This window comes from Novosphingobium sp. TK46, from assembly GCF_055361525.1.
This window is the reverse complement of sequence record NZ_CM143963.1, coordinates 386598-406264: the sequence shown is the minus strand read 5'-3', so window position 1 is coordinate 406264 and position 19667 is coordinate 386598. Positions and strand designations below refer to the sequence as shown.

Here is a 19667-nt window from a genome sequence, read left to right as displayed (position 1 = left end):
CTTGGCAAAGGTCCGGCGGGTCGTGCACCCCGCCGGACAATCGGCTTCAGAACGCGTAGCGCGCGGTGCCCAGCACCGTGCGTGGCTCGATCGCGAACTGGGGGTTGATCACGGAAAAGCCGAAGCCGGTCTGCGGCTTCACGTTGTTGGTCAGGTTCTTGCCGGTCACCTGCAATGTGACCGGGCCGTACGCATAGCTGACGTAGCCGTTAAGGACCGATCGCGGCTGGACGAAGCCGATCAGCGCGTTGTCGGGCGTGGAGTAGTATTCGTCGCTCTTGCGGAAATCCGCGCCGAGACCGAGCTTGCCGGGACCGACTTCGGCCGAGTAATCGCCGCCGACGGTGAATTGATAGTCGGGCAGTTCGGGCGGGTCGTTGCGCAGCAGTGCCGCGTTGGTCGAGCTTGAACCGGTGTATTTGCCGTCGTTGATCGCGCCGTTGCCGTACAGCGTCAGGCCCGGCAGCACCAGCAGCGACACCTCGGCCTCGATGCCGCGGATCCGCATGTCGTAGTTCACCACCAGGAACGAGCCGTCGAAGTTGTTCTGCGGCTGCTGGCGATCCTTGATGTCGTTCCAGAAGCCGGCGATGTTCAGGCGCAGCTTGCGATCGAACAAGGTGCTCTTGATGCCGGCTTCATAGGCGGTGGTGACTTGCGGCTTGAACGGCGTCGCCAGCTCGCCGATCGTCCCGGCCTGGCCATTGTAGCCGCCGGCCTTGAAGCCCTTGCTGTACGAGGCATAGAGCAGGACATCGGGCGTGATCTTGAAATCCAGCCCGGCCTTGGGGGTGAACTTCTTGTAGGTGTTCTGCAGGTTGGTGCTGCCCGAGGTCAGCGCGTCGCCGGTGTCCATCGTGCCGAACAGGTGCTTCTCGTCGACCGTGTAGCGGCCCGCCAGGATCAGCGAGAGCTTGTCGGTGAGATGCCCGGTGCCTTGCGCATAGGCGGCGAAACTGTCGGTGCGCGGCTGGAAGAACAGCGTGGTGGGGGCGAAGAAGACCGTCGTCAGCCCGTCCTGCTTGGCCTGTTCGTGGAAGTAATAGACGCCGGTCACGTAGTCGACGGCGTCGCCGAAGCTTCCTGCCAGTTGCGTCTCCTGGCTGAACTGCCACTGCTTGGAAGCCAGCTCGCGGACGAACAGCGCCACCGGCGGCGCGCCGGGGATCAGGGGAAAGCCGCCGGAGAAATCCTGCAGCCAGCTTTCCTTCATGCGCGAATAGCCGGTGATCGAGCGCAGTTCGCCGCCCGGATACTCGAACGACATGTGCAGGCGACCGCCGTACTGCGTGGTGCGGGTGTAGCTGCGTACCGGCGAGAGGACGCGGCGATAGGAGCCCGAGATTGGCTCGTAGGCCGTGCCGGCCGCGTTCAGCTGCGTGTTGACCGCGTACTGGCCGTCGCCGCCGTTGTGGTTGTAGAACCCGGTGAGGCGGATGTTCACGGGATCGGTGACGTAGGCCAGATCGACCTGGCCGCCTTCGAAGTTGTTCTTGCCCACCTTTTTGCCAAGCGTCTCGTTGTACTGCGCGCCACCGTCGCGGGCGCGGACCATGCCGTTGGCCGACAAACGCCACGTGCCCTCGGCATCGAGCGGGCTAGATACATAGGCCTTGGCGCGACGCTCGTTCCAGGTGCCGTAGCCGAGTTCGAGAAAGCCGTTCAGCGCGTCGGATGGTCCCTTGGTGATGAAGTTCACCGCGCCGGCCGACGCGTTGCGGCCATAGAGTACGCCTTGCGGCCCGCGCAGGATCTCGATCCGGTCGAGCACCGCCATGTCGACCGAACCGGCGGACAGGCGCGGCTGGTAGACGTCGTCGATGTAGATCGCGACTTCCGATTCCGACAGCACGAAGCCGCCGTCGGTGATGCCGCCGCCGCGGATATAGGGCTTGAGGCTGGTGGTGCCGCCGGTGCCGGTGTCGAACTGGATGTTGGGCGCCACGCGATTGAGGTCGACCGCGCTGATGATGTTCTTGCGCGTGATCTCTTCGCCGGAGACGGCGGTGACGCTGATCGGCACGTCCTGAAGCTTCTGATTGGTGCGCTGCGCGGTGACGACGATGTCGCCAAGCTGGTCGGCATTGGCGTCTACCACCGCTTCCTGCGGCCCTTGGGTCTGGGCTTGGGCCGAACCGGCGATGCACAATGCGATGACGGAGCCCAAGGCTCCAAAGCTGTTTCTCGTCATGACCCCTGATCCCTCATGTCGGTGTGTGCTTTCCCTGTTACGCGCGGCGCTGTTCCGATCCGTCGCGATTGGGGAAAGCTATGCTGCTGCGCGCCGGCGCCTTGGAGTATTGAGAGATTGGCCGACACGCGGACATCCTGGGCTTGCAGTTGCCCGTGCGCCCGCCGCTCTGACCGCAAGGCGGTCAGCGTCACCGGCCGGGCCTGTCGTGGTTCGAGCGCTGGCCTAGAAGGCGGTGAACGGATACTGGAGGCGCAGCCATGAAACAGGTGATCATCGCAGGCGGCGGCATCGCCGGTCTCGCAGCCGCGCTCTCGTTGCAACAGCAGGGCATCAAGGTCCGCCTGTTCGAGCAGGCGCGCGAGTTCGGGGAAGTCGGCGCCGGCATCAGCCTGTCTCAGCCGGCGAGCCGTGGCCTGTTCTCGCTCGGGCTGAAGGACGCCATCGTCAAGGCTGCCGACATCCCGCAGCGCGCGGGCTCCGTCGATTTCGCGACCGGCGTGCCGGAAGGCGGCCCCGACCTCATGCAAGCCTCGCGCGATGCTGGCGAGATCCCCTATTACTACCAGATCCATCGCGCCGACCTGCACCAGATCCTGGTGGATGCCGTCATGGCCCATGATCCCCGGACGATCGCGCTCAACAAGCGGATCGTCGATGTATCGCAGGATGCCGGCAGCGCGACGGCCGTCTTCCACGACGGCACCAGCGCCACCGGCGACGTGCTGCTGGGGGCCGACGGCATCAACTCACGGGTACGTGCCTGCCTGTTCGGCGATGAGCATCCTCGCTTCACTGGCCAGGTCGCCTACCGCTTCCTGGTGCCGGTGGCCGACGTCCGCGAGTTTCTGGGCCACGGGGCATCGGTGAAGTATGCCGGCATCGGCAAGATGGTGCTGCGCTACATCGTGCGGCATGGCACCTTGGTAAACGGCGTCGGCTTCGTGCCGACCGCATCGTGGACGGGCGAGGGCTGGTCGACGCCAGTCCCGCGCGAGGAGCTGCTGGAGAAGTTTTCCGGTGCCAATCCCGATCTGACCGGACTGTTGGAGCGCGCGCCGCTCGACGGTACGCGCAAGTGGGCGCTATTCGACCGCGACCCGCTCGACCAATGGGTCGATGGTCGCATCGCCCTGATGGGGGACGGCGCGCACCCGATGCTGCCGTTCCTAGGCCTGGGCGCCGCGATGGGCATCGAAGACGCGGTCGTCATCGGTCGGGCACTGACAACAGGGCTCCCGGCGATCGAAGCGCTCAAGGCCTTCGAGGATACGCGCAAGGACCGCGCCAATGGCGTACTGCTCGCATCGCGTGGGCAGGGTTTGGTGGACCAAAACGGCCAGATCGCACAAGCGCCACGCATAAGCATGGCTGAACTCGTGAGTTACGACCCTTCGATGGTGCCGCTGGCGGCCTGACGGTCGGCTTCAACCTGCGCCGCAAAGCGCGACGGTCCAAGTCGCGCCTTGCGGCGTTTTCGTGCCTGGCGAGTGCCCCGGTGCGCGCCGTTCTGGTGCCGCACTTCACCACTTTGGCGCATCGCCTAAGCGTTTCGTAGCCGCAGATGATCAACGCCCCTGGCGCGGTCGATCAAACGGTAGTGCCGAGTGCGCGAACGCGCCAGAACGCAGCTGGAGTGGCCACAACGGCAATGGCCCGCCGCTACGAATTGTAGCGGCGGGCCTGTATCGTGCCTTGAGTGGCGATCAGAACTTGTACTTCGCCTCGACCCCGTAAGTCCGCAGGTCGGGCAGGCCCAGCAGCACGCGCGAGCTGTAGGCACTGTACCGGAAGTCCGGTGTCAGCACCGAACCATAGTCGACCGAGATCGGCGTCTTGGTGTTGAAGATGTTGTTCACGAAACCGCTGATCGAAAAGTTGTCAGTGTCGATGCCGGTGCGCGCATTGAAGAAGTGCGTCGCCGGGGTGCGAAGTTCGTTCGCCTGGGTCGCATAGAGTCCCGACTTGAACGACCAATCGCCGCGCACGAACCACTCACCGAATCCGGCCTGTCCGGTGTACTGAATACCCGCGTTGGCATTGTAGCGCGAGGTGTTCGGATTGTGGTTGCCGCTGAAATCGGTGACGCCGGTCAGCTGCGTCACGGTGGCATTGGTGAAGCTGTTGATATCGCTGTCGTTGAACGAGGCGCCGAAGTTCACGTCGACCGCGCCGAGCTTGAGATTACCCTCCAGTTCGACGCCCTTCATATCCACCGAGCCGCTGTTCGCCGAGGCACGCAGGATCTGCAGGGTGGCACCGTTGACGAAGTTGAAGGTCACCGGGTTGATCTGGTTGCGCCACGGCGCGTAATACGCCGCCAGGGTGAAGGTCAGCTTGCGATCCAACAGGCGGCCCTTCAGACCGACTTCGTAGTTCGTAACCTTTTCGGGCTCGACGGCGATCGACAGGCCGAGATTGCCCGCCGCCTCGACTTGCGCCGGGGTGAAGCTGAGGAACGCGGTGTTGAACGTACCCGGGTTCACGCCCTTCGAATAGGACGCATAGACCATCATGTCCCGGGCGACGTCGTATTGGACGATCAAGCGGGGTAGGAAGTTCTTGTACGTCTGGTCAACCAGCAGCGATTTGCCGGGGTAAGTGCCGCGCGGCAGGAATGCATCGTTGGTCGCGGTGAAGCCTTGCGGCGGGGCATAGGCATAAAGCTTGTCGATCTGATAACGGCCTTCCGCGCTGATCGAAAGTCCGTCGGTGACCTCGTAGGTCAGGCCGAAGAACGCACCGAACGTGCGGGACTTGGTGGCACCGCTCGGAACCGAGAGGCCGGTGGGGATTGCCGCCACACCAGGGCTGACCGGGCGCGCAGGAGAGCCGAGCACCACGTTGCCGCCGCCCAGACCGCCGACCTGCCAGGAACGAAGGTAGCTGACCCCGAAAGTTCCCTTGAGGGATCCACCATCGTCATAGCTGGCGCGCAGCTCTTGCGACCAGTCCTTGTACTTGCGCTCGACGTAGAACGGATAGTCGAAGTAGCTGCGGGCGCCCGCGGCGACATAGGCCGGAACATTGGCAATGCCGTCGCTGCCGTAGTTGTCGATGTCGGCGAGCTGGCTGTAATACTCGTTGTTGTAACCGGTGAGCGACGACAGTGTCACGCCACCACCGATATCCCAGTCCGCGACGAAGTGCAGGTGGTAGTACTGGCGCTTCAGCCCGTAACCCTTCACGCCGTCTTCCGGGTCGACGTAACGACCGGCAGGATTGGAAAGAAAGTTCTTGATATACGGATCTTCGCGCGTGTTCGAGGAAGGCTGGCGCGAGTAGTCGATCTTGGGCGTCACGCCGCAGAACCATGGGTTTGGGTGCGCGGCGCCAGCGGCGGTCACACCGGGCAGGGTGCAATTGCTCTGGTTGGCAGCGACGATGTTGCCCGCCGAATCGCGTACTTCCACCGCCGAAACCAAGGCCTGCGCCGAAGGGCCGTCGTTATCTTCGGAAAACAGGCCGAACGCCTTGAGCTTCAGGCTGGGTGTCGGCTCGGCGTAGAGGGTCAGCGTGGCCGAGTCCGTGCGCTGGTCGCCCAGGGTTTCGCTGGGATTGAAGCGGTTCTTGTATGAGCCGTTCTTGTTGAAGCGATCACCGGTCACGCGAAAGCGCAGCCAGTCCCCGGCAAGCGGTCCTTCCAGTTCGCCATGCAGGCGATAGTAGTCGCGCGTGCCCAGCGTGCCACCGATCGCACCACCAAGCTCCTTGGCGGGCGTCTTGTTCACGACGTTCACGGCGCCGGCGAAGGTGTTTCGCCCGAAGTAGGCGCTTTGCGGGCCCTTCAGAACTTCTACGCGCTCAGGCGAGCTGATGATCGAAATGGCGCTCGACGAACTCACGGGCACGCCGTCGATAAACAGCGACGCGGTTGGGTTGGTGAAAGCCGAGGGCGTAAAGCCGCGCACGATCAACTGCTGCGCGGAACGGTCGTTGCGGCTGGCCGAGTTATTGTTGACGTTGATGCTGGGCGTGAAGCGCGCGATGTCGTTGATCGATGCGATACCGCGCTTCTCGATGTCCTCGGACGTGACGGCCGACACCGACAGCGGCACGTCGAGAATCGACTCGTTGCTTTTGCGGGCAGTGACGACGATGTCGCCGAGCGCCGCGGCATCGTTGCCAGACGCTGTCGCCTGTGGCGCCTCAGCCTGCGCATAAACCGCTGTCGGCAGCGTCACGACGAGGGTCGCGCCGCAGAGCAGCAAGGATTTGCGGTGGAATGTCATGGAACTGAACATATTATCCCCCATAGGAGCCAAAAGCGCGTGAGACCGTTCATGTAAAGACTGGGGGCTATGGCTGGCCTTGGCCGGCGACCGGCCAGGAGTGCCGCCCCTTTTGGCATTGTTCTATGACAATTGGCTGGAGCGCGAATCGTTGGCCGGTCTTTGTCCGACAGACGACCACGGTGACGTCATGGCCGAACGGCGCATGAAGACGAGCCGCTGATCAACGTAAGTAATAACGAGCGCGCGGATCGATCGGGAACGATGGCGACATGATGGACGGACTGCCATCTGCTGCCGATCCGTGGCGATCCAGAAATGCCAGTGATGCGCCGATGGCGAGCCGCAGGGTGGATCTCTGATCGGGGCCCTGCTTGGATGGATCGCAGATCAGCCCGCCGAAATAATGATCCACTCCCTCCAGCACGAGACCATAGTGATCGCGGGTGGGCGCGCTGCGCGCAAAAGCCATGAGGTGACCACGCCAGCTTTGCGGATCGCTCGCCGCGGACGGGAGGACATCGCGTGTTCCGGTCTGGATCAGGGCCGGACGGGCGAGCATGGCATAACCTGCCTCGGTGATGAGCGTCGGGGCAGGTGGCGGCGGCGAGAACGCCAGGACGGCCGTGACCCGCTTGTCCGCCAAGGGCCCGGTGATGCCGGTGGGCACGACCGCCCCCGCTCCACCCAGCACCAACGCCCCCAGCGCGCCGAAGCTGTGACCGGCAGAGATGTACCGTCCCTCGATCGACCTGGCGACCGCGCGCATATCCTCGATCCGCGTCGCCCAAATGGCGGGTCCGGCAAAAACGCCTGGTTGCGGGTACTCACGCGAGTCCACGTGCAGGGGCGCGATCACCTCGTAGCCGGCGTGCGTCCACGCCTGGATGAAATCCGGATAGAAGCGCGGCGAAGAACCGAACCCCGGCGAGAACGCGATTATTCCCTTGCGCTGCCCGACCGCCTGCCAGCTGGTCACTTCGACATCGCGCATGGGTGTCGCGGCGATGCGGCGGACACGAGGGGCAGACTGCGCCGCGAGTGCACGGGCGGCGGTGGATACGGCGATCGGAGCTGCTGCGAGCAGCGAGACGAAGGCGCGACGCGGCAGTTTGTTACCCGTCATGCCCCGGTTGCTGATTTCGCGCCAGACGCCTCGCGCAAGTTCGCAGCCTGCAGGAACGCGCGGATGTCGTTGGCGAATCGGTCAGGGATTTCCCACATCGGCCAGTGACCCACATGAGGGTAGTCCACCACCTTCACCTGCGTGTTGGCGAAGCGTTTGACCGTCGCCTCTGGCCCTTGCGAGATGACGGTATCTTCGCGGCACCATTGCAACAACACCGGAGCCGTCACCGTCTGCGCGATGGCGCCGACGTCGGTGGTCTTGAACAGACGGGTGTTGTCCGCAAGGAACTGGTCTTGGTGGGCGATCGCATGCGGCAGATTGGCCATGTCGTAGCTCATTTGCGGCAGGAAGTCGGGCGGGTTCCAACCCTTGTGCCCGGTATCCTGGTACATCCACTCATAGAAGATCTTCGGATGGTAGTAGGGCAGGGCCGCCTTGTGAAACGCCGCCGCCCACTGCAGTTTCCAGTCGACCTTGCGGGTCTGGCTCGGCCGCTCGAGCGGGAGGATCGAAAACGCCATGGCCGCGATCCTGCCCGGATTGCGCTTGTTCACCTCTAGCGCGATCAGCCCGCCATTCGAGGTGGCAACCGTCGCCACACGCTGCAGGCCAAGCTTGTCGAGCAGATGATTCACCAGGCGACCGGCTTCGGGGGTGGTATAGCCGCGGGGGTTGTCGCCGGTCAGGCCATAAGGCGGCCAGTCCATGCGAACGACCATGTATTCGTTCTTCAACCGCTCGGCGAGCGGGTCCCACTCGCGCAAATTGACACCGGTGGTTCCGTGAAACAGCACGACGGGAAAGCCCTTGCCCTCGATGCGGACGTGCATGGGCACCCCGTCGACCTCGATGAAGCGAGACGGCGGATCCGCATACTTGGCGCTCATCGCATCGCGGTCGCTCGCCAGCCAGCCCAGCTTGGCCGGTATGAACCAGGCGAGGAAGGCCACACCCGACAGCAGCAGGACGATCCCCACCAATCGAACGATCCGCCTGGTCATTGGTACTCCCCTTGGTTGCCTTGGTAGTTGTCGTTCGTCAGCGGTCGCGGCGAACGAAGGCGTCGATCACGTCGGCCACCGCTTCGGGCGATTCCATCGGCGGGTAATGGCCCACCGTGTCGAGCGCCACGAACGAGCGGCTCTTGGCATTTACGAGGAATTTCTCGAGATCGTACGCCTGCTCGGGTGGCAGCACATAGTCACGCATGCCCCAGACCAGCAGCACCGGCGCCGTGACTTTGGCGAGCTGCGCCATGGTCTTGTCGGCGTTCGCGGTGAGCGCATGAAGTCCGTAGACGTTGGGTTCTTTCACCCGCAGGTTGGTCCGGTAGTAATAGTCGACCAACCCGGGTGTCATGCGCGACGTCTCGCCATAAAGCGAGCCGAGATAGGCGGCCCAGAAATCCTCGCCCTCGATCCCGGTCTGCTTGGCACGCGCGGTCGCTGCGGCGAGATCGGGCGGCGTCGTGACCTTCAAGTTGGGCACTGCGTTCGACGGCGTGTTCGAGAGGATCAGGTTTTCGACCCGCTGCGGATAGGCGGCGGCAAAGTAGTACGACAAGGTACCGCCGCTGGAGACGCCGACGATGTTCACGCGTTCGATCTTCAGCGCGTCCAGAAAGCCCGCGACCAGCGCTTCCGGAGAACCGACCGCTGATTTTGCGGCATCGCTGAGCGGTCCCGACAGTCCGTTCGCGGGCATATCGAAACGCACGATGCGGTATCGGCCTTTGAGGTGTGCGGCGACACCATCCCACTGGTTCAACGTCGAGCGCGAACCATGGTTGAGCAGCAGTACCGGCGCATTTCGCGGGCCATCGTCGCGGTAGCGCAGCTCGACACCCTTGATGGTGAGGTATTTGTCACCAGGCTTGCCGAACGTCTTGCGCAACTCGGCAAGCGGAACGCGTTGCGCCGGAGCTTCGGCGCTGGTCGGGGCGGCAAGCGCGGGCGTGGGCAGTAGGACGCTAAGTGCCGCGAGGCATCCGCCCATCACAAGCGCGTTGCGTGATCTCGCAAGCAAAGCCTGCATCAGGCGACGCCCGACGCGATGAACCACGAGCGGAACACGCCCTCGTTCTCCGGTCCGAAGCGGAACGGCCCCTGGCGCGCCGCTTGGCTGGTCGGCTGGAAGCCGATCATCACATCCTTGAAACCGGCCGAGTCCATCAGGCTCTGGTAATCGGCGGTGAGTGCGCCCTTCCAGTTGGGCTCGTTGTTGTACTGCGCTTCCAGCGCTCCGTTGAGTTCCACCCAGGTGTCGGAGTTGTCGTGCAGTCCCGGCACCTCAAGGTGCACGGCCAGGCCACCCGGACGCAACAGGCGGCGCGACTCAGCCACGATGTTCATCATCGCCGCTTGCGAGGTTTCGTGGAACAGGACGCAGCTGAACACGAGGTCGAAGCTGCCATCGGCAAAGTCGGTCCGCTCGGCGCTCTGCTGCGAGAAGTGGACCGCCGCACCCAAATGCTCGGCGCGGGCATGCGCGTACCGCAGCATAGAGGCGCCGACATCGACACCATGCACTTCGGCCGCGGGGAATGCGGTCGCGGCCGGCACGGTGCTGGTGCCGATTCCGCAGCCCATGTCGAGTATGCGCGTGGGTGCAAAGTCGGGAAAGCGCGTCAGCACATGTGCCATCGCGGTCTGACCGCGCAAGTCGTTGAGCATGCCGCCGTTGCGGCCGAGCATGTAGACCGCGCCCCCTCGATCCATGACCGCGCCCTGCAGCAGCGAGCCGTCATCGTGGGCATTGCCGCCGGGCATCAGGTGGATGTCGCCGCGCTGTATATAGGCGGGAGCCTCGAACGCGGCGTCGGTGCGCACCGAACCGAGCGGCGCGTCGACTTGCGCCAGGCGTTCCAGCTCGTCGGCCTGGCGCTCGACGCTGTTGGCGACGGTGGCCCACAAGTGGCGCTGGCTTTCACGCTTCATCGCGAGCCAGGTGCGGAAGCTCTCGTGGCCGGCCATGCGCTCGCGCAGGGCGTCCGCACGATTGTTCGAGACGGTCTCGGGCAGCGCCTGATCTTCGACACGCGCGATTTGCGCCTGCACAGGTTCGAGCTGGCTCCCGACAAACATCTTGAAGTCGCGCACGAAGAGTTGTTCGACGAGTTCGTCGTGGCTCGGTACCGCGATCAGCGGATGGTCGAGCTGGGTGCGCTGCTCGGAAATCTCGATCATCGGCTGGACTCCTCCTGGGCGGTGGCAAGATCCTGTTGTGCGGCTTCTCGCAAAGGTCGGAACACCTTGTTGACGGTCGCCAGACGCAACGCCTCGCGTTCCTGTTGCGCGACGTCGTCGGGCTCGTAATTGTCGATCGAACCCGCAGGCAGCGCGCCGCCCTGGATCAGCAAGCGCTCGGCGGCATCCAGGCGTGCGCGCAGGACGGTGACTTCGGATGCCAGAGCGACGATCATGCCCATGAACTGCTCGTCGAGCGCGCGACTGCCTTCGATCTGATCGAGGCGCTTGGGCAGGCGTGGAAGCGGCGTGCGGGTCATGTCGTGCTTTCCGTGAGGCCAAGGTGCGGGGCCGCCGCTTCGGCGATCTGTCCGGCGGTCGCGAACCACACGCCGTCGCGCGCGGCGAGGCAGTCGAGCAAACCTTCCAGCGCACCGATGCGATATGGAAGACCGGAGATATAGGGTGTCAGGTGGATCGGCAGCATACGGCCACCGAACTGCGCGGCTTCGGTCAACAACCAGTCGCAGGCATCTTCGAGTTGCTGCGCGTAACTGTCCATCGACTGCTGTTGCACGGTCACGATCTGGCGATCCGAGAGCTCGTGATTGAGCGGCACGTTGACCAGCGCACCCTTGGCGGTGTCGAAGCGATAGGGCAGCTCGTCGTTCACCCAGTCGAGCATGTATGCGACGCCGTTCGCCGCCAGGACCTCTGGCGTGTCCATCGCCTGCGAGCGGGCGATGGAGAGCCACCCCTTCGGCCTCGTTCCGGTCACCGCTTCAAGCGTGGCGAGGCTCTCCGCCACGATCGCCTCGTGCTCCGCTGCGTTCATGCCGGAGGCGATGGTACCGTTCATGTCGGTGCCGTGCGCCACGATCTCGTGTCCTTCGGCGACGAGGTCGGCGATGATCTCGGGATAGCGTGTCGCAATGGCGGCGTTGGTCGCGATGCTCGCCGCGATCCCGCGCGCCTTGAAGGCGTCGAGCATGCGGTAGAGGCCGACCCGCGTGCCGTATTCGCGAGAGGTGTAGTGGCGAAAGTCCGGGTAGGCCGTCTGCATGTGCCCGGGTGCGCGGAACGGCTTGTCCTCCGGCAGGATCGGGAACCACTCCAGGCTGACGACGATTGCCACCGCCACGCGGCCCTGCGGCCACGTCAGTGGCGCGCGCTCGAACAGGTTGCTGAAGGCGTAGCGGTCATGATCCATGCCGCGGCGGCGCTTGGGATACTCGAGGTAGGCGGGATCGAGGCTCATGACGCGGCCTCCGTGATCGTCGTCAGATAGTACTCGGCGATGTCGCCCGAACGGGTGATCCAGGCGCGGCCATCGGCGGCGATGTGGCGCAGCACCTCTTCGAACGCGCCGATCCGGTGCGGTTGGCCGATCAGGTAGGAGTGCAGCGGAATGCACATCACGGTGCCGCCGTGTTCGCCCTCGGCCGCGAGCCGCTCGAACTGGCGGATCAGCGTGTCGGCATATTCGCGCGGGCTCATGTTGTAGACGAAGAAGCCGTAGTGGTCGTTGACCTCCAGGCTGTATGGCATCGAGATCAGCCGGCCAGACGCGACCGCAACCTCGCCCGGCTGGTCGTCGTGGTACAGGTCACAGGTGTAGGTCAAGCCGTACTCGGCGATGAGGTCCAGCGTGCGCGGCGTATGGGTGAGAGCGGGGGCGAGCCAGCCCTTGATTGTCTGCCCGGTGAGGTCGCGCACCGTGCGGATCGAATCCTCTATGATCGCGCGTTCCTGCGCCTCGTCCATGCCGTAGGTGTAGCGGGTGTTGTAGATTCCATGGCTGAAGAACTCCCAGCCGCGTGCGTTGGCGTCCTCGACCACTTCGGGGATGTGATCGCACAACGCGACCGACAGGCTGACAGAACCCGGAAAGCCGTGCCTGGTCATGACCTCTGCCATGCGCCAGTGGCCGACCCGGTTGGCGTAGTCGCGGTGAGAGTAGCCGACGACGTCGGGGTGCGGCTTGGCCCAGGCCTTGCGATTGGGGTTCAGCGGCGGGTCGAGTTCATAGAACTCGAGGTTGGGAGAGATCCAGACCGCGACCTGCTTGTCGCCGGGCCAGCGGATGGGCGCACGATCGCGCCAGCGGCGAAAGCCATAGAGCTCGGGATCGCCGGAACCCTCCCGCATCAGCGCGCCTCCAGCCAGTCGACGACCGTCTGCACCGGTTCGACGTCGGCATACTTCAACTGCAGGTCGGTGAGATTGGCGAAGTGATAGGACTCGTGCTTGTCGGCGCACGTCTCGATCGGCACGATCGTGCGGTAACCGCGGCTGAGGCTATCTACGGCGGTGGCGCGGATGCAGCCCGAGGTCGAGCCACCGGTGATCACCACCGTGTCGACCTTGTGCCACACCAAAAGGCTCTGCAGCGGCGTTTCGAAGAAGGCCGAAGGCATGCGCTTGGTGTAGATCGCATCATTGGCACCCAGTTCGCAGCGCGCGTCGAAGGCATGGCGATCGCTATCGACCTTGATGTTCTGCAGCGAGTCCGGCGTGTTCGTGCGGGTGCCCCAGACACCGGCGTCCGCCGCATCGTCCATGTAGGCGACGTGGGTCCAGATGACCGGCATGCCCTTGGCGCGCGCCAAGGCCGAGATCGTGTTCACGTGCTCGATCTGGCGCGGATCCGTTTCGTAGGCCGTCTTGTACGTGTTGATCCGGGTATAGGCGTTCTGGAAGTCGACGTTCACGATCGCCAGCTTCTCGCCGAAGCCGAACTTGGTACGCGCCGGGTTTGCCATGACCTCTTCGAAGATCTGGCGGGCGGTCTTGTCCTCGCGGATCATCCTGGTGCCAATCATGCGGCCATGTCGCTTTCACGCTCCATCTGCTTGTGGCCCAGTGGCAGGCCTGCCTCCGTAACGAACCCGTAGAGTGGCTCGCCGGGTAGCGCCTGTGTCAGGATTGACCGAACAGCGAACAGCTTGTCCAGATCGATGCCGGTATCCAGCCCCATCGCATCGAGCATGAAGGCGAGGTCTTCGGTGACGATGTTGCCGCTGGCGCCGGGGGCGAACGGGCACCCGCCAAGGCCGCCAAGCGAGGAGTCCAACGTTTCCAGCCCCGCGTCCAGCGCGGCAAGGGCATTGGCCAGACCCAGTCCGCGCGTATTGTGCAAGTGGATGCCGGTGACCGCAGCATCGCCGACGGCGCCGCGCACCAGCCTTATCATGCGCTTCACGGCGGCGGGATCGGCATAGCCGGTGGTGTCCGAAAGGCCGACCTCGTCGCAACCAGCTGCCATTAGCTGTTCGGCGCAACCAAGGATCGTAGCGTCGGCGACCTGGCCCTCCAGCGTGCAGCCGAACACCGTCGATAAGCTGCCCTCGAGGTGCGGGCGCTGGCTCTCGGGCAGATCGGCGATCATGGCGGCGATCTGGCGCGCCTCGGCAAAGACCTGTTCGTGCGTGCGATTGAGATTGCGCAGCGAATGAGTTTCGGAAACCGAGAGCGGCAGCGTCAGCTTGTGCGCGCCGGCGGCGATCGCGTTGGCCGCACCGCGAGCATTGGGAACAAGCACCGCTACCGTCAGGCCCGGGATCGTGCGAGCAAAAGCCACGACCTCGGCGGTGTCGGCAAGTTGTGGCAGCACTCTGGCCGGGACAAAGCTGCCCACCTCGATCTCACGCACGCCAGCCGCCGCTTCGGCCGATATCCAGGCTTTCTTGGCCTCGGTCGGCATCATCGCGGAGATGTTCTGGAGACCGTCGCGCGGCCCCACTTCGCTGATCAGGATAGACACGTGTGAGTTTAACCCTTGGCTTATTTGTTATGGAAACATATCAAATGAGTCGGACATGTCCAGCCATTCGGAGATCATGATGTCGGATCGCACCCTTCCACTCGAGGGGCTCAAAGTCGTTGAATTCACGCACATGGTCATGGGGCCGGCAGTCGGCGTGATCCTTGGTGATCTGGGTGCCGATGTGACCCGGATCGAGCCGCCGGGCGGTGACCGCACGCGCAACCTGCTCGGCTCCGGCGCGGGGTATTTCCCGATGTACAATCGCAACAAGCAAAGCCGTTTCCTCGATCTCAAGGACCAGGCCGGGCTTGCCGAGGCAAAGTCGCTGTGCGGGCAAGCCGATATCGTCATCGAGAACTTTCGCCCCGGTACGCTGGATCGGCTCGGCCTGTCCTATGAGGCGATCAAGGCCGGCAATCCCGGTGTGATCTATTGCTCGGCCAAGGGTTTTCTGAGCGGGCCTTACGAGAACCGCGCCGCTCTCGACGAAGTCACGCAGATGATGGGCGGCCTGGCCTACATGACCGGCCCTCCGGGCAAGCCGCTGCGCGCCGGAGCTTCGGTGATCGACGTGACGGGAGGCATGTTCGGCGTGATCGGCATCCTCGCGGCGCTGGAGCGGCGGCATCGCGACGGCGAGGGCGCGCATGTTCAATGCGCGCTGTACGAGACCACGGCCTTCCTCGTCGGCCAGCACATGGCGCAGATGGCCGTAACCGGAAAGGCGGCCGCGCCCATGCCGGTGCGCATTTCGGCCTGGGGCGTCTATGACGTGTTCGAGACCGCAGGCGAAAACGAGCAGGTGTTTGTCGGTGTGGTGAGCGACGGCCAATGGCAGGCGTTCTGCACCGAATTCGGACTCGAGGTGCTGCTTGCCGATCCGGCTCTGGCGACCAACAACGAGCGGGTCAGTTCGCGTGATCGCTTCATGCCGGCGATCCGCGCGATGATGGCCGGCTTCTCCCGCGAGGCGTTGCTGCCGCGCCTGGAGCGCATCGGGTTACCCTTCGCACCGATCGCTCGCCCGGAGGATCTGTTCGACGATCCGCAACTCAATGCCGGCGGGCTGGTAGAGGTGACGTTGCCCTCGGGCGAGAAGGCCCGCCTGCCCGGCCTGCCGCTCACCTTCGATGGAGAGCGCTTGCCGCTTCGCCACGATCTGGCGCCGATGGCCGAGAGCTGATCGCGTGGCGGAGAGATCCGGCGCGTCGGCGCAACGACACAAAAACGCCTTTCGCTATTTGGTATAGAGGCATACCAATTGCCTATGGCTGACTCGCCCCAACTTCTTTGCCAAACGACCGGTCCGCGTACGCTGTTCGCGAAGATCTGGGATCGGCATGTCATCACCGAGACAGGTGATGCCGTGCTGGTTGGTCTCGATCGTGTGTGGTTGCATGAGCGCACTGGCGGTGTCGCCCTTGCGGAGCTTGAGCGTTGCGGCCGTCGCGTCGACAACCCCGCACATGTCTTCGTCACCATGGATCACGTCGTGGATACCCTATCGGGGCGCACGGACGCGACGCAGATGCCCACCGGCACGGCGTTCATCCGCACGACGCGTGAAGCCTCGCGCAAGGCCGGGCTGACCCTGTTCGACATCGGGGACGCAAGGCAGGGCATCGTTCACACCATCTCGGTCGAGCAGGCGGTCGCGCTGCCGGGGCTGACGCTGGTCTGCCCAGACAGCCACACCTCCACCCAGGGCGCGGTCGGCTGTTTGGCCTGGGGCATCGGTTCGACCGAGGCCGAGCATGCGCTGGCTACCTCGACGCTTCGGATGGAGCGGCTCAAGACGATGCGGATCGTCGTCGATGGCGTTCTGGGGCGAGACGTCTTCGCGAAAGATCTGGCGCTCTACGTTATTTCGCAAATTGGATCCGCCGGGGGCAAGGGCCATGTGGTCGAATTCGCCGGAGATGCCATTAGCGCGATGTCGCTCGAAGGGCGCATGACCTTGTGCAACATGGGCGCCGAACTGGGCGCATTCGCGGCGATAATCGCTCCAGATGACAAAGTCTTCGCTTACCTCGATGGGCGGCCCTATGCGCCGGCGGGAGCAGCCTGGAAGGCGGCACTGGCCGACTGGCGCGAACTCGCCAGCGATGCGGGTGCCGTGTTCGATGCCGAGCATCGCTTCGATGCTGCGGATGTTCGCCCGATGATTAGCTGGGGCACCAACCCGCAGCAATCGAAGCCGATCGGCCAGGGCGCGGTTGCCAGCGCACCCTCCGAAGCCTTGGAAAAGGCGCTGACCTACATGGGTCTGGAGCGGCCCGGCGCGGTCGAGGGATTGCCGATCGATGGCGCGTTCATTGGCTCGTGCACGAACGCCCGGATCGAGGATCTGCGTGTTGCCGCTAACGTGTTGGCGGGCCGCCGGGTGGCATCGGGCGTGCGCGCGATCTGCGTTCCAAGCTCCGGCCAGGTCAAAACCACGGCCGAGGCAGAAGGGATCGACCGAATCTTCCGCGATGCCGGCTTCGAGTGGCGCGAGCCGGGCTGTTCGATATGCTTCTTCGTGGGCGGCGAAAGTTTTGGACCTGGCGAGCGGGTCATCTCCTCGACCAACCGCAACTTCGAGAACCGCCAGGGACCGGGCACGCGGACCCACATCGCATCGCCTGCGACGGTGGCGGCGTCGGCGATACTGGGCCGCATCGCCGGCGTCGGCGAGCTTGCCCCGATCGAGCAGGTTTCGGCATGAACGCCTTTACCACTGCGTCCGGATTGCCGGTGCCGTTGGTCGAAGACAACATCGACACCGATATCATCATTCCATCGCGAGAGATCACCACGGTCGGCAAGGACGGGCTGGCCGATGGTCTGTTCGCCGGTCGCCGCTATCGACACGATCGCGACACCGATCCGGATTTCGTGATCAACGATCCGCGCTATGCCGGCTCGCCGATCCTGCTGGGCGGCGCCAACTTCGGATGCGGTTCCAGCCGGGAGGCTGCGGTCTGGGCGCTCAAGGAATATGGGTTTCGCGTGGTGATCGCGCCGTCGTTCAACCCGATCTTCAAGCGCAACTGCGTGCGAAATTTCGTCTTGCCCGCGTTGGCGGATGCGCAAGGGATAGCCGCTACGCAATCATGCGTGACCGTCGATCTGGCCGCGCGTCTAATCCGGGCCGAGAACGGCGAAGTCTGGACCTTCCAGATCGAAGAGGAAGCCGCCGGAATGCTGCTCAGTGGCCGTGACGAGATCGATTTCACGCTGTCGCAAGCCGACATGATCAACGCCTGGCGCATAACCGACCGGCGGCAGCGTGAATGGGCCTACTTGCCGGAAGCGGTGGCATGAGCGTCACCATCCGCAAACGCTACGTCGATGGCCGCTACGGCCAGCTTCACTTGCGTGAAGCCGGTGAGGCGTCCGGCACGAACCGCCCGGTGCTGTTGCTGCACCAGAACCCTTCGAGCTCGTTCGAGTACGAGCCGCTCATGCGTGAACTGGCGAAGGACCGCCGTGTCGTCGCGTTCGATACCCCCGGCTACGGCAACTCGGACGCGCCGCCCGAGCCACTCAGCATGGAAGGGTATGTCACCGCCATGGCGGAGAGCCTGGCGGCGGCTGGATTGGGGCAGGACAACCCATTCGACATCTATGGCTTTCACACCGGGTCTCTGCTCGCCATCGAAATGGCGCTCGCGCGGCCCGATGCCGTACGCCAGATCGCATTGACGGGCATTCCGATGCGCTCGCCGGCCGAGCGGGCCGAACTGCTGGCCAAGGCCAAGCAGCCGCTTGTGTTGGACGAGGCGGGCAGCGTCGCTGTCGGCCAGGCCAGGCAGTTGTGGGACTATGTCGTCGCGCAACGCACCCCCGGCATTCCGCTGGCGCATCAGGCGGCGTTGTGGGTCGACAAGTTCCGTGCCTTCGACCAGTCGTCATGGGCCTATGTCGGCGTCTGGGGCTACGACTACGCCAGGTTGAGGCGCGTTGCCTGTCCCGCGCTGCTGATCCAGCCGGACGAGGCTATCGGCGACGTGTCGCTTGCCGCCTCTCGCCTCATTCCCAACAGCACGGTCCGCGCACTTCCCCAATTCAAGCGCGATGTTCTCGACATTCCTGATGCCGTCTCCGCAATCGCCGATGCGATGCGTGATTTCTTCGGCGCCCCCTTCGACACGGAGACAAAAGCATGAGCCTTGCCGCCATCAAGACCGACGGCTCCGAACCCCTGGCGGTCGCCCGCATCACGCATTCGGTGGTCGACCCGCAGTTCATCAACGAGGAAGTCACGCGCCGCTATGACTTGAAAGGGCCGTTCGAGACCTTCCTGCTCTATCGCGGCATGAACGATGTCTACCTCGTTCAAGGCGCCGAGGAGCGTTACGCGCTGCGCGTCTGGCGCAAGACCTACCGCGAGGTCGACGAGGTCAGCTACGAGCTCGATTTCCTCGATTTCCTTCGCGAGCGGGCGTTTCCGGCATCGGTCGCGCTGCGTACAAGGGATGGAGAGCTCTACTTCAAGGCACAGACACCCGAGGGCGTGCGCGCCCTGGCGCTCTATACCTGGGCGCCGGGCAAGAAGTTCGGCGACATGCTCTCGGACGAGACCGCGTTTCGCATCGGCGCTGCTTTCGCCAGGATGCACCTGCTCGGGCAGGAGTATCACGGCGACAAGCCCTATAGCACCGAGAACGCGAAACGCTTCACGGTGACGGTGCCCGCGCTGCTCAAGTTCGTCTATGACCGTCCTGACGATCTGCGCGACTACGCCATCATCGCCGAGCGGCTTGCCGCCAAGCTGGACGCGATTCAGGGCGAAGACGTGCCGATGGGCATCTGCCACTGCGACTTTCATCCCAGCAACGTCCACGTTTCCGAAGATGGCACGATCACGCTGCTCGACTTCGACGGCACGGGTGAGGATTACCTGATGCAGGACGTGCAGAATTTCGTGTGGGGCAATCTGTTCTACGGCTTCTCTGACAGCATCGGCGATGCATTCGAGGCCGGCTACGAGAGCGTGCGTCCCTTCACCGCAAAGGAGAAGGAGTACCGCGACCTGTTCCTGCTGGCGAAATGCTTCCGCCTCGTTTCCGGCATGGCCGAGTCCTCGTCGGCCGTTGGTCGTGGCACGCTGCGCTTCCGGGGTCTTGACTGGCTGGGCGACTACATCAAGACCCGTGCCCGCCCGCTGGGCCTGCTGTAA

General features: G+C 64.2%; 17 protein-coding genes. 6 read left to right on the top strand and 11 right to left on the bottom strand.

Features of this window, described 5'->3' with window-relative positions; translation table 11 throughout:
• Positions 1-46: 46 nt before the first annotated feature.
• Entirely contained in the window at positions 47-2191 is a 2145-nt protein-coding gene (locus ACXJ1Z_RS01870) for a TonB-dependent receptor (RefSeq protein ID WP_463779127.1), read from the bottom strand.
• Between the two features lie 260 nt (positions 2192-2451).
• On the opposite strand from ACXJ1Z_RS01870, the gene ACXJ1Z_RS01865 reads away from it, so the two are divergent.
• Positions 2452-3609, top strand: coding sequence for an FAD-dependent monooxygenase (locus ACXJ1Z_RS01865; RefSeq protein WP_463779125.1), 1158 nt, complete (start codon positions 2452-2454; stop codon positions 3607-3609).
• A gap of 288 nt (positions 3610-3897) precedes the next feature.
• On the opposite strand, the gene ACXJ1Z_RS01860 is transcribed toward ACXJ1Z_RS01865, so the two are convergent.
• From ACXJ1Z_RS01860 to ACXJ1Z_RS01815, 10 genes are all read right to left on the bottom strand, one after another.
• Positions 3898-6435, bottom strand: coding sequence for a TonB-dependent receptor (locus tag ACXJ1Z_RS01860; RefSeq protein WP_463779123.1), 2538 nt, complete (start codon positions 6433-6435; stop codon positions 3898-3900).
• Between the two features lie 211 nt (positions 6436-6646).
• Complete coding sequence (locus ACXJ1Z_RS01855) at positions 6647-7549, bottom strand: alpha/beta hydrolase family protein (RefSeq protein ID WP_463779122.1); 903 nt, start codon at positions 7547-7549, stop codon at positions 6647-6649.
• The gene (locus tag ACXJ1Z_RS01850; protein WP_463779121.1) at positions 7546-8553 is read right to left on the bottom strand and encodes an alpha/beta fold hydrolase; all 1008 of its coding nucleotides are present in this window, start codon (positions 8551-8553) and stop codon (positions 7546-7548) included. The genes ACXJ1Z_RS01855 and ACXJ1Z_RS01850 overlap by 4 nt, the downstream gene beginning before the upstream one ends.
• 37 nt (positions 8554-8590) lie before the next feature.
• Positions 8591-9586, bottom strand: coding sequence for an alpha/beta fold hydrolase (locus tag ACXJ1Z_RS01845; RefSeq protein ID WP_463779119.1), 996 nt, complete (start codon positions 9584-9586; stop codon positions 8591-8593).
• Positions 9586-10737 carry a class I SAM-dependent methyltransferase gene (locus tag ACXJ1Z_RS01840; RefSeq protein WP_463779117.1) on the bottom strand — a complete coding sequence of 384 codons (1152 nt, stop codon included), beginning with the start codon at positions 10735-10737 and terminating at the stop codon, positions 9586-9588. Before ACXJ1Z_RS01840 ends, ACXJ1Z_RS01845 begins: the two co-directional genes overlap by 1 nt.
• Positions 10734-11057 carry a hypothetical protein gene (locus tag ACXJ1Z_RS01835; protein ID WP_463779116.1) on the bottom strand — a complete coding sequence of 108 codons (324 nt, stop codon included), beginning with the start codon at positions 11055-11057 and terminating at the stop codon, positions 10734-10736. The genes ACXJ1Z_RS01840 and ACXJ1Z_RS01835 overlap by 4 nt, the downstream gene beginning before the upstream one ends.
• A complete protein-coding gene (locus ACXJ1Z_RS01830) occupies positions 11054-11995 on the bottom strand; it encodes a polysaccharide deacetylase family protein (RefSeq protein ID WP_463779115.1) in 942 nt (313 codons plus the stop codon). Before ACXJ1Z_RS01830 ends, ACXJ1Z_RS01835 begins: the two co-directional genes overlap by 4 nt.
• On the bottom strand, positions 11992-12885 hold the full coding sequence (locus tag ACXJ1Z_RS01825) for a polysaccharide deacetylase family protein (RefSeq protein ID WP_463779114.1): 894 nt from the start codon (positions 12883-12885) through the stop codon (positions 11992-11994). The genes ACXJ1Z_RS01830 and ACXJ1Z_RS01825 overlap by 4 nt, the downstream gene beginning before the upstream one ends.
• Positions 12885-13559 (bottom strand): isochorismatase family protein, encoded by a 675-nt coding sequence (locus tag ACXJ1Z_RS01820; RefSeq protein ID WP_463779112.1) that lies wholly within the window; start codon positions 13557-13559, stop codon positions 12885-12887. The genes ACXJ1Z_RS01825 and ACXJ1Z_RS01820 overlap by 1 nt, the downstream gene beginning before the upstream one ends.
• The gene (locus ACXJ1Z_RS01815; protein ID WP_463779111.1) at positions 13556-14500 is read right to left on the bottom strand and encodes a hydroxymethylglutaryl-CoA lyase; all 945 of its coding nucleotides are present in this window, start codon (positions 14498-14500) and stop codon (positions 13556-13558) included. Before ACXJ1Z_RS01815 ends, ACXJ1Z_RS01820 begins: the two co-directional genes overlap by 4 nt.
• Positions 14501-14555: 55 nt before the next feature.
• Here ACXJ1Z_RS01815 and ACXJ1Z_RS01810 point away from each other — a divergent pair, with 55 nt between their 5' ends.
• From ACXJ1Z_RS01810 to ACXJ1Z_RS01790, 5 genes are all read left to right on the top strand, one after another.
• Positions 14556-15686 (top strand): CaiB/BaiF CoA transferase family protein, encoded by a 1131-nt coding sequence (locus ACXJ1Z_RS01810; protein WP_463779109.1) that lies wholly within the window; start codon positions 14556-14558, stop codon positions 15684-15686.
• Positions 15687-15770: 84 nt separating this feature from the next.
• The gene (locus tag ACXJ1Z_RS01805) at positions 15771-17210 is read left to right on the top strand and encodes a 3-isopropylmalate dehydratase large subunit (protein WP_463779108.1); all 1440 of its coding nucleotides are present in this window, start codon (positions 15771-15773) and stop codon (positions 17208-17210) included.
• On the top strand, positions 17207-17809 hold the full coding sequence (leuD, locus tag ACXJ1Z_RS01800) for a 3-isopropylmalate dehydratase small subunit (RefSeq protein ID WP_463779106.1): 603 nt from the start codon (positions 17207-17209) through the stop codon (positions 17807-17809). The genes ACXJ1Z_RS01805 and leuD overlap by 4 nt, the downstream gene beginning before the upstream one ends.
• Positions 17806-18654, top strand: coding sequence for an alpha/beta fold hydrolase (locus ACXJ1Z_RS01795; protein ID WP_463779105.1), 849 nt, complete (start codon positions 17806-17808; stop codon positions 18652-18654). The genes leuD and ACXJ1Z_RS01795 overlap by 4 nt, the downstream gene beginning before the upstream one ends.
• Positions 18651-19667: a phosphotransferase enzyme family protein gene (locus ACXJ1Z_RS01790; protein ID WP_463779104.1), complete on the top strand. Its 1017-nt coding sequence runs from the start codon at positions 18651-18653 to the stop codon at positions 19665-19667. The genes ACXJ1Z_RS01795 and ACXJ1Z_RS01790 overlap by 4 nt, the downstream gene beginning before the upstream one ends.

Bases quoted from the DNA above. Each gene is read 5' to 3' on its own strand.
- ACXJ1Z_RS01870 (WP_463779127.1), bottom strand. From the start codon at position 2,191: ATGACGAGAAACAGCTTTGGAGCCTTGGGCTCCGTCATCGCATTGTGC.
- ACXJ1Z_RS01865 (WP_463779125.1), top strand. From the start codon at position 2,452: ATGAAACAGGTGATCATCGCAGGCGGCGGCATCGCCGGTCTCGCAGCC.
- ACXJ1Z_RS01825 (WP_463779114.1), bottom strand. From the start codon at position 12,885: ATGCGGGAGGGTTCCGGCGATCCCGAGCTCTATGGCTTTCGCCGCTGG.
- ACXJ1Z_RS01795 (WP_463779105.1), top strand. From the start codon at position 17,806: ATGAGCGTCACCATCCGCAAACGCTACGTCGATGGCCGCTACGGCCAG.
- ACXJ1Z_RS01860 (WP_463779123.1), bottom strand. From the start codon at position 6,435: ATGTTCAGTTCCATGACATTCCACCGCAAATCCTTGCTGCTCTGCGGC.
- ACXJ1Z_RS01835 (WP_463779116.1), bottom strand. From the start codon at position 11,057: ATGACCCGCACGCCGCTTCCACGCCTGCCCAAGCGCCTCGATCAGATC.
- ACXJ1Z_RS01810 (WP_463779109.1), top strand. From the start codon at position 14,556: ATGTCCAGCCATTCGGAGATCATGATGTCGGATCGCACCCTTCCACTC.
- leuD (WP_463779106.1), top strand. From the start codon at position 17,207: ATGAACGCCTTTACCACTGCGTCCGGATTGCCGGTGCCGTTGGTCGAA.
- ACXJ1Z_RS01805 (WP_463779108.1), top strand. From the start codon at position 15,771: ATGGCTGACTCGCCCCAACTTCTTTGCCAAACGACCGGTCCGCGTACG.
- ACXJ1Z_RS01855 (WP_463779122.1), bottom strand. From the start codon at position 7,549: ATGACGGGTAACAAACTGCCGCGTCGCGCCTTCGTCTCGCTGCTCGCA.
- ACXJ1Z_RS01845 (WP_463779119.1), bottom strand. From the start codon at position 9,586: ATGCAGGCTTTGCTTGCGAGATCACGCAACGCGCTTGTGATGGGCGGA.
- ACXJ1Z_RS01830 (WP_463779115.1), bottom strand. From the start codon at position 11,995: ATGAGCCTCGATCCCGCCTACCTCGAGTATCCCAAGCGCCGCCGCGGC.
- ACXJ1Z_RS01790 (WP_463779104.1), top strand. From the start codon at position 18,651: ATGAGCCTTGCCGCCATCAAGACCGACGGCTCCGAACCCCTGGCGGTC.
- ACXJ1Z_RS01840 (WP_463779117.1), bottom strand. From the start codon at position 10,737: ATGATCGAGATTTCCGAGCAGCGCACCCAGCTCGACCATCCGCTGATC.
- ACXJ1Z_RS01850 (WP_463779121.1), bottom strand. From the start codon at position 8,553: ATGACCAGGCGGATCGTTCGATTGGTGGGGATCGTCCTGCTGCTGTCG.
- ACXJ1Z_RS01820 (WP_463779112.1), bottom strand. From the start codon at position 13,559: ATGATTGGCACCAGGATGATCCGCGAGGACAAGACCGCCCGCCAGATC.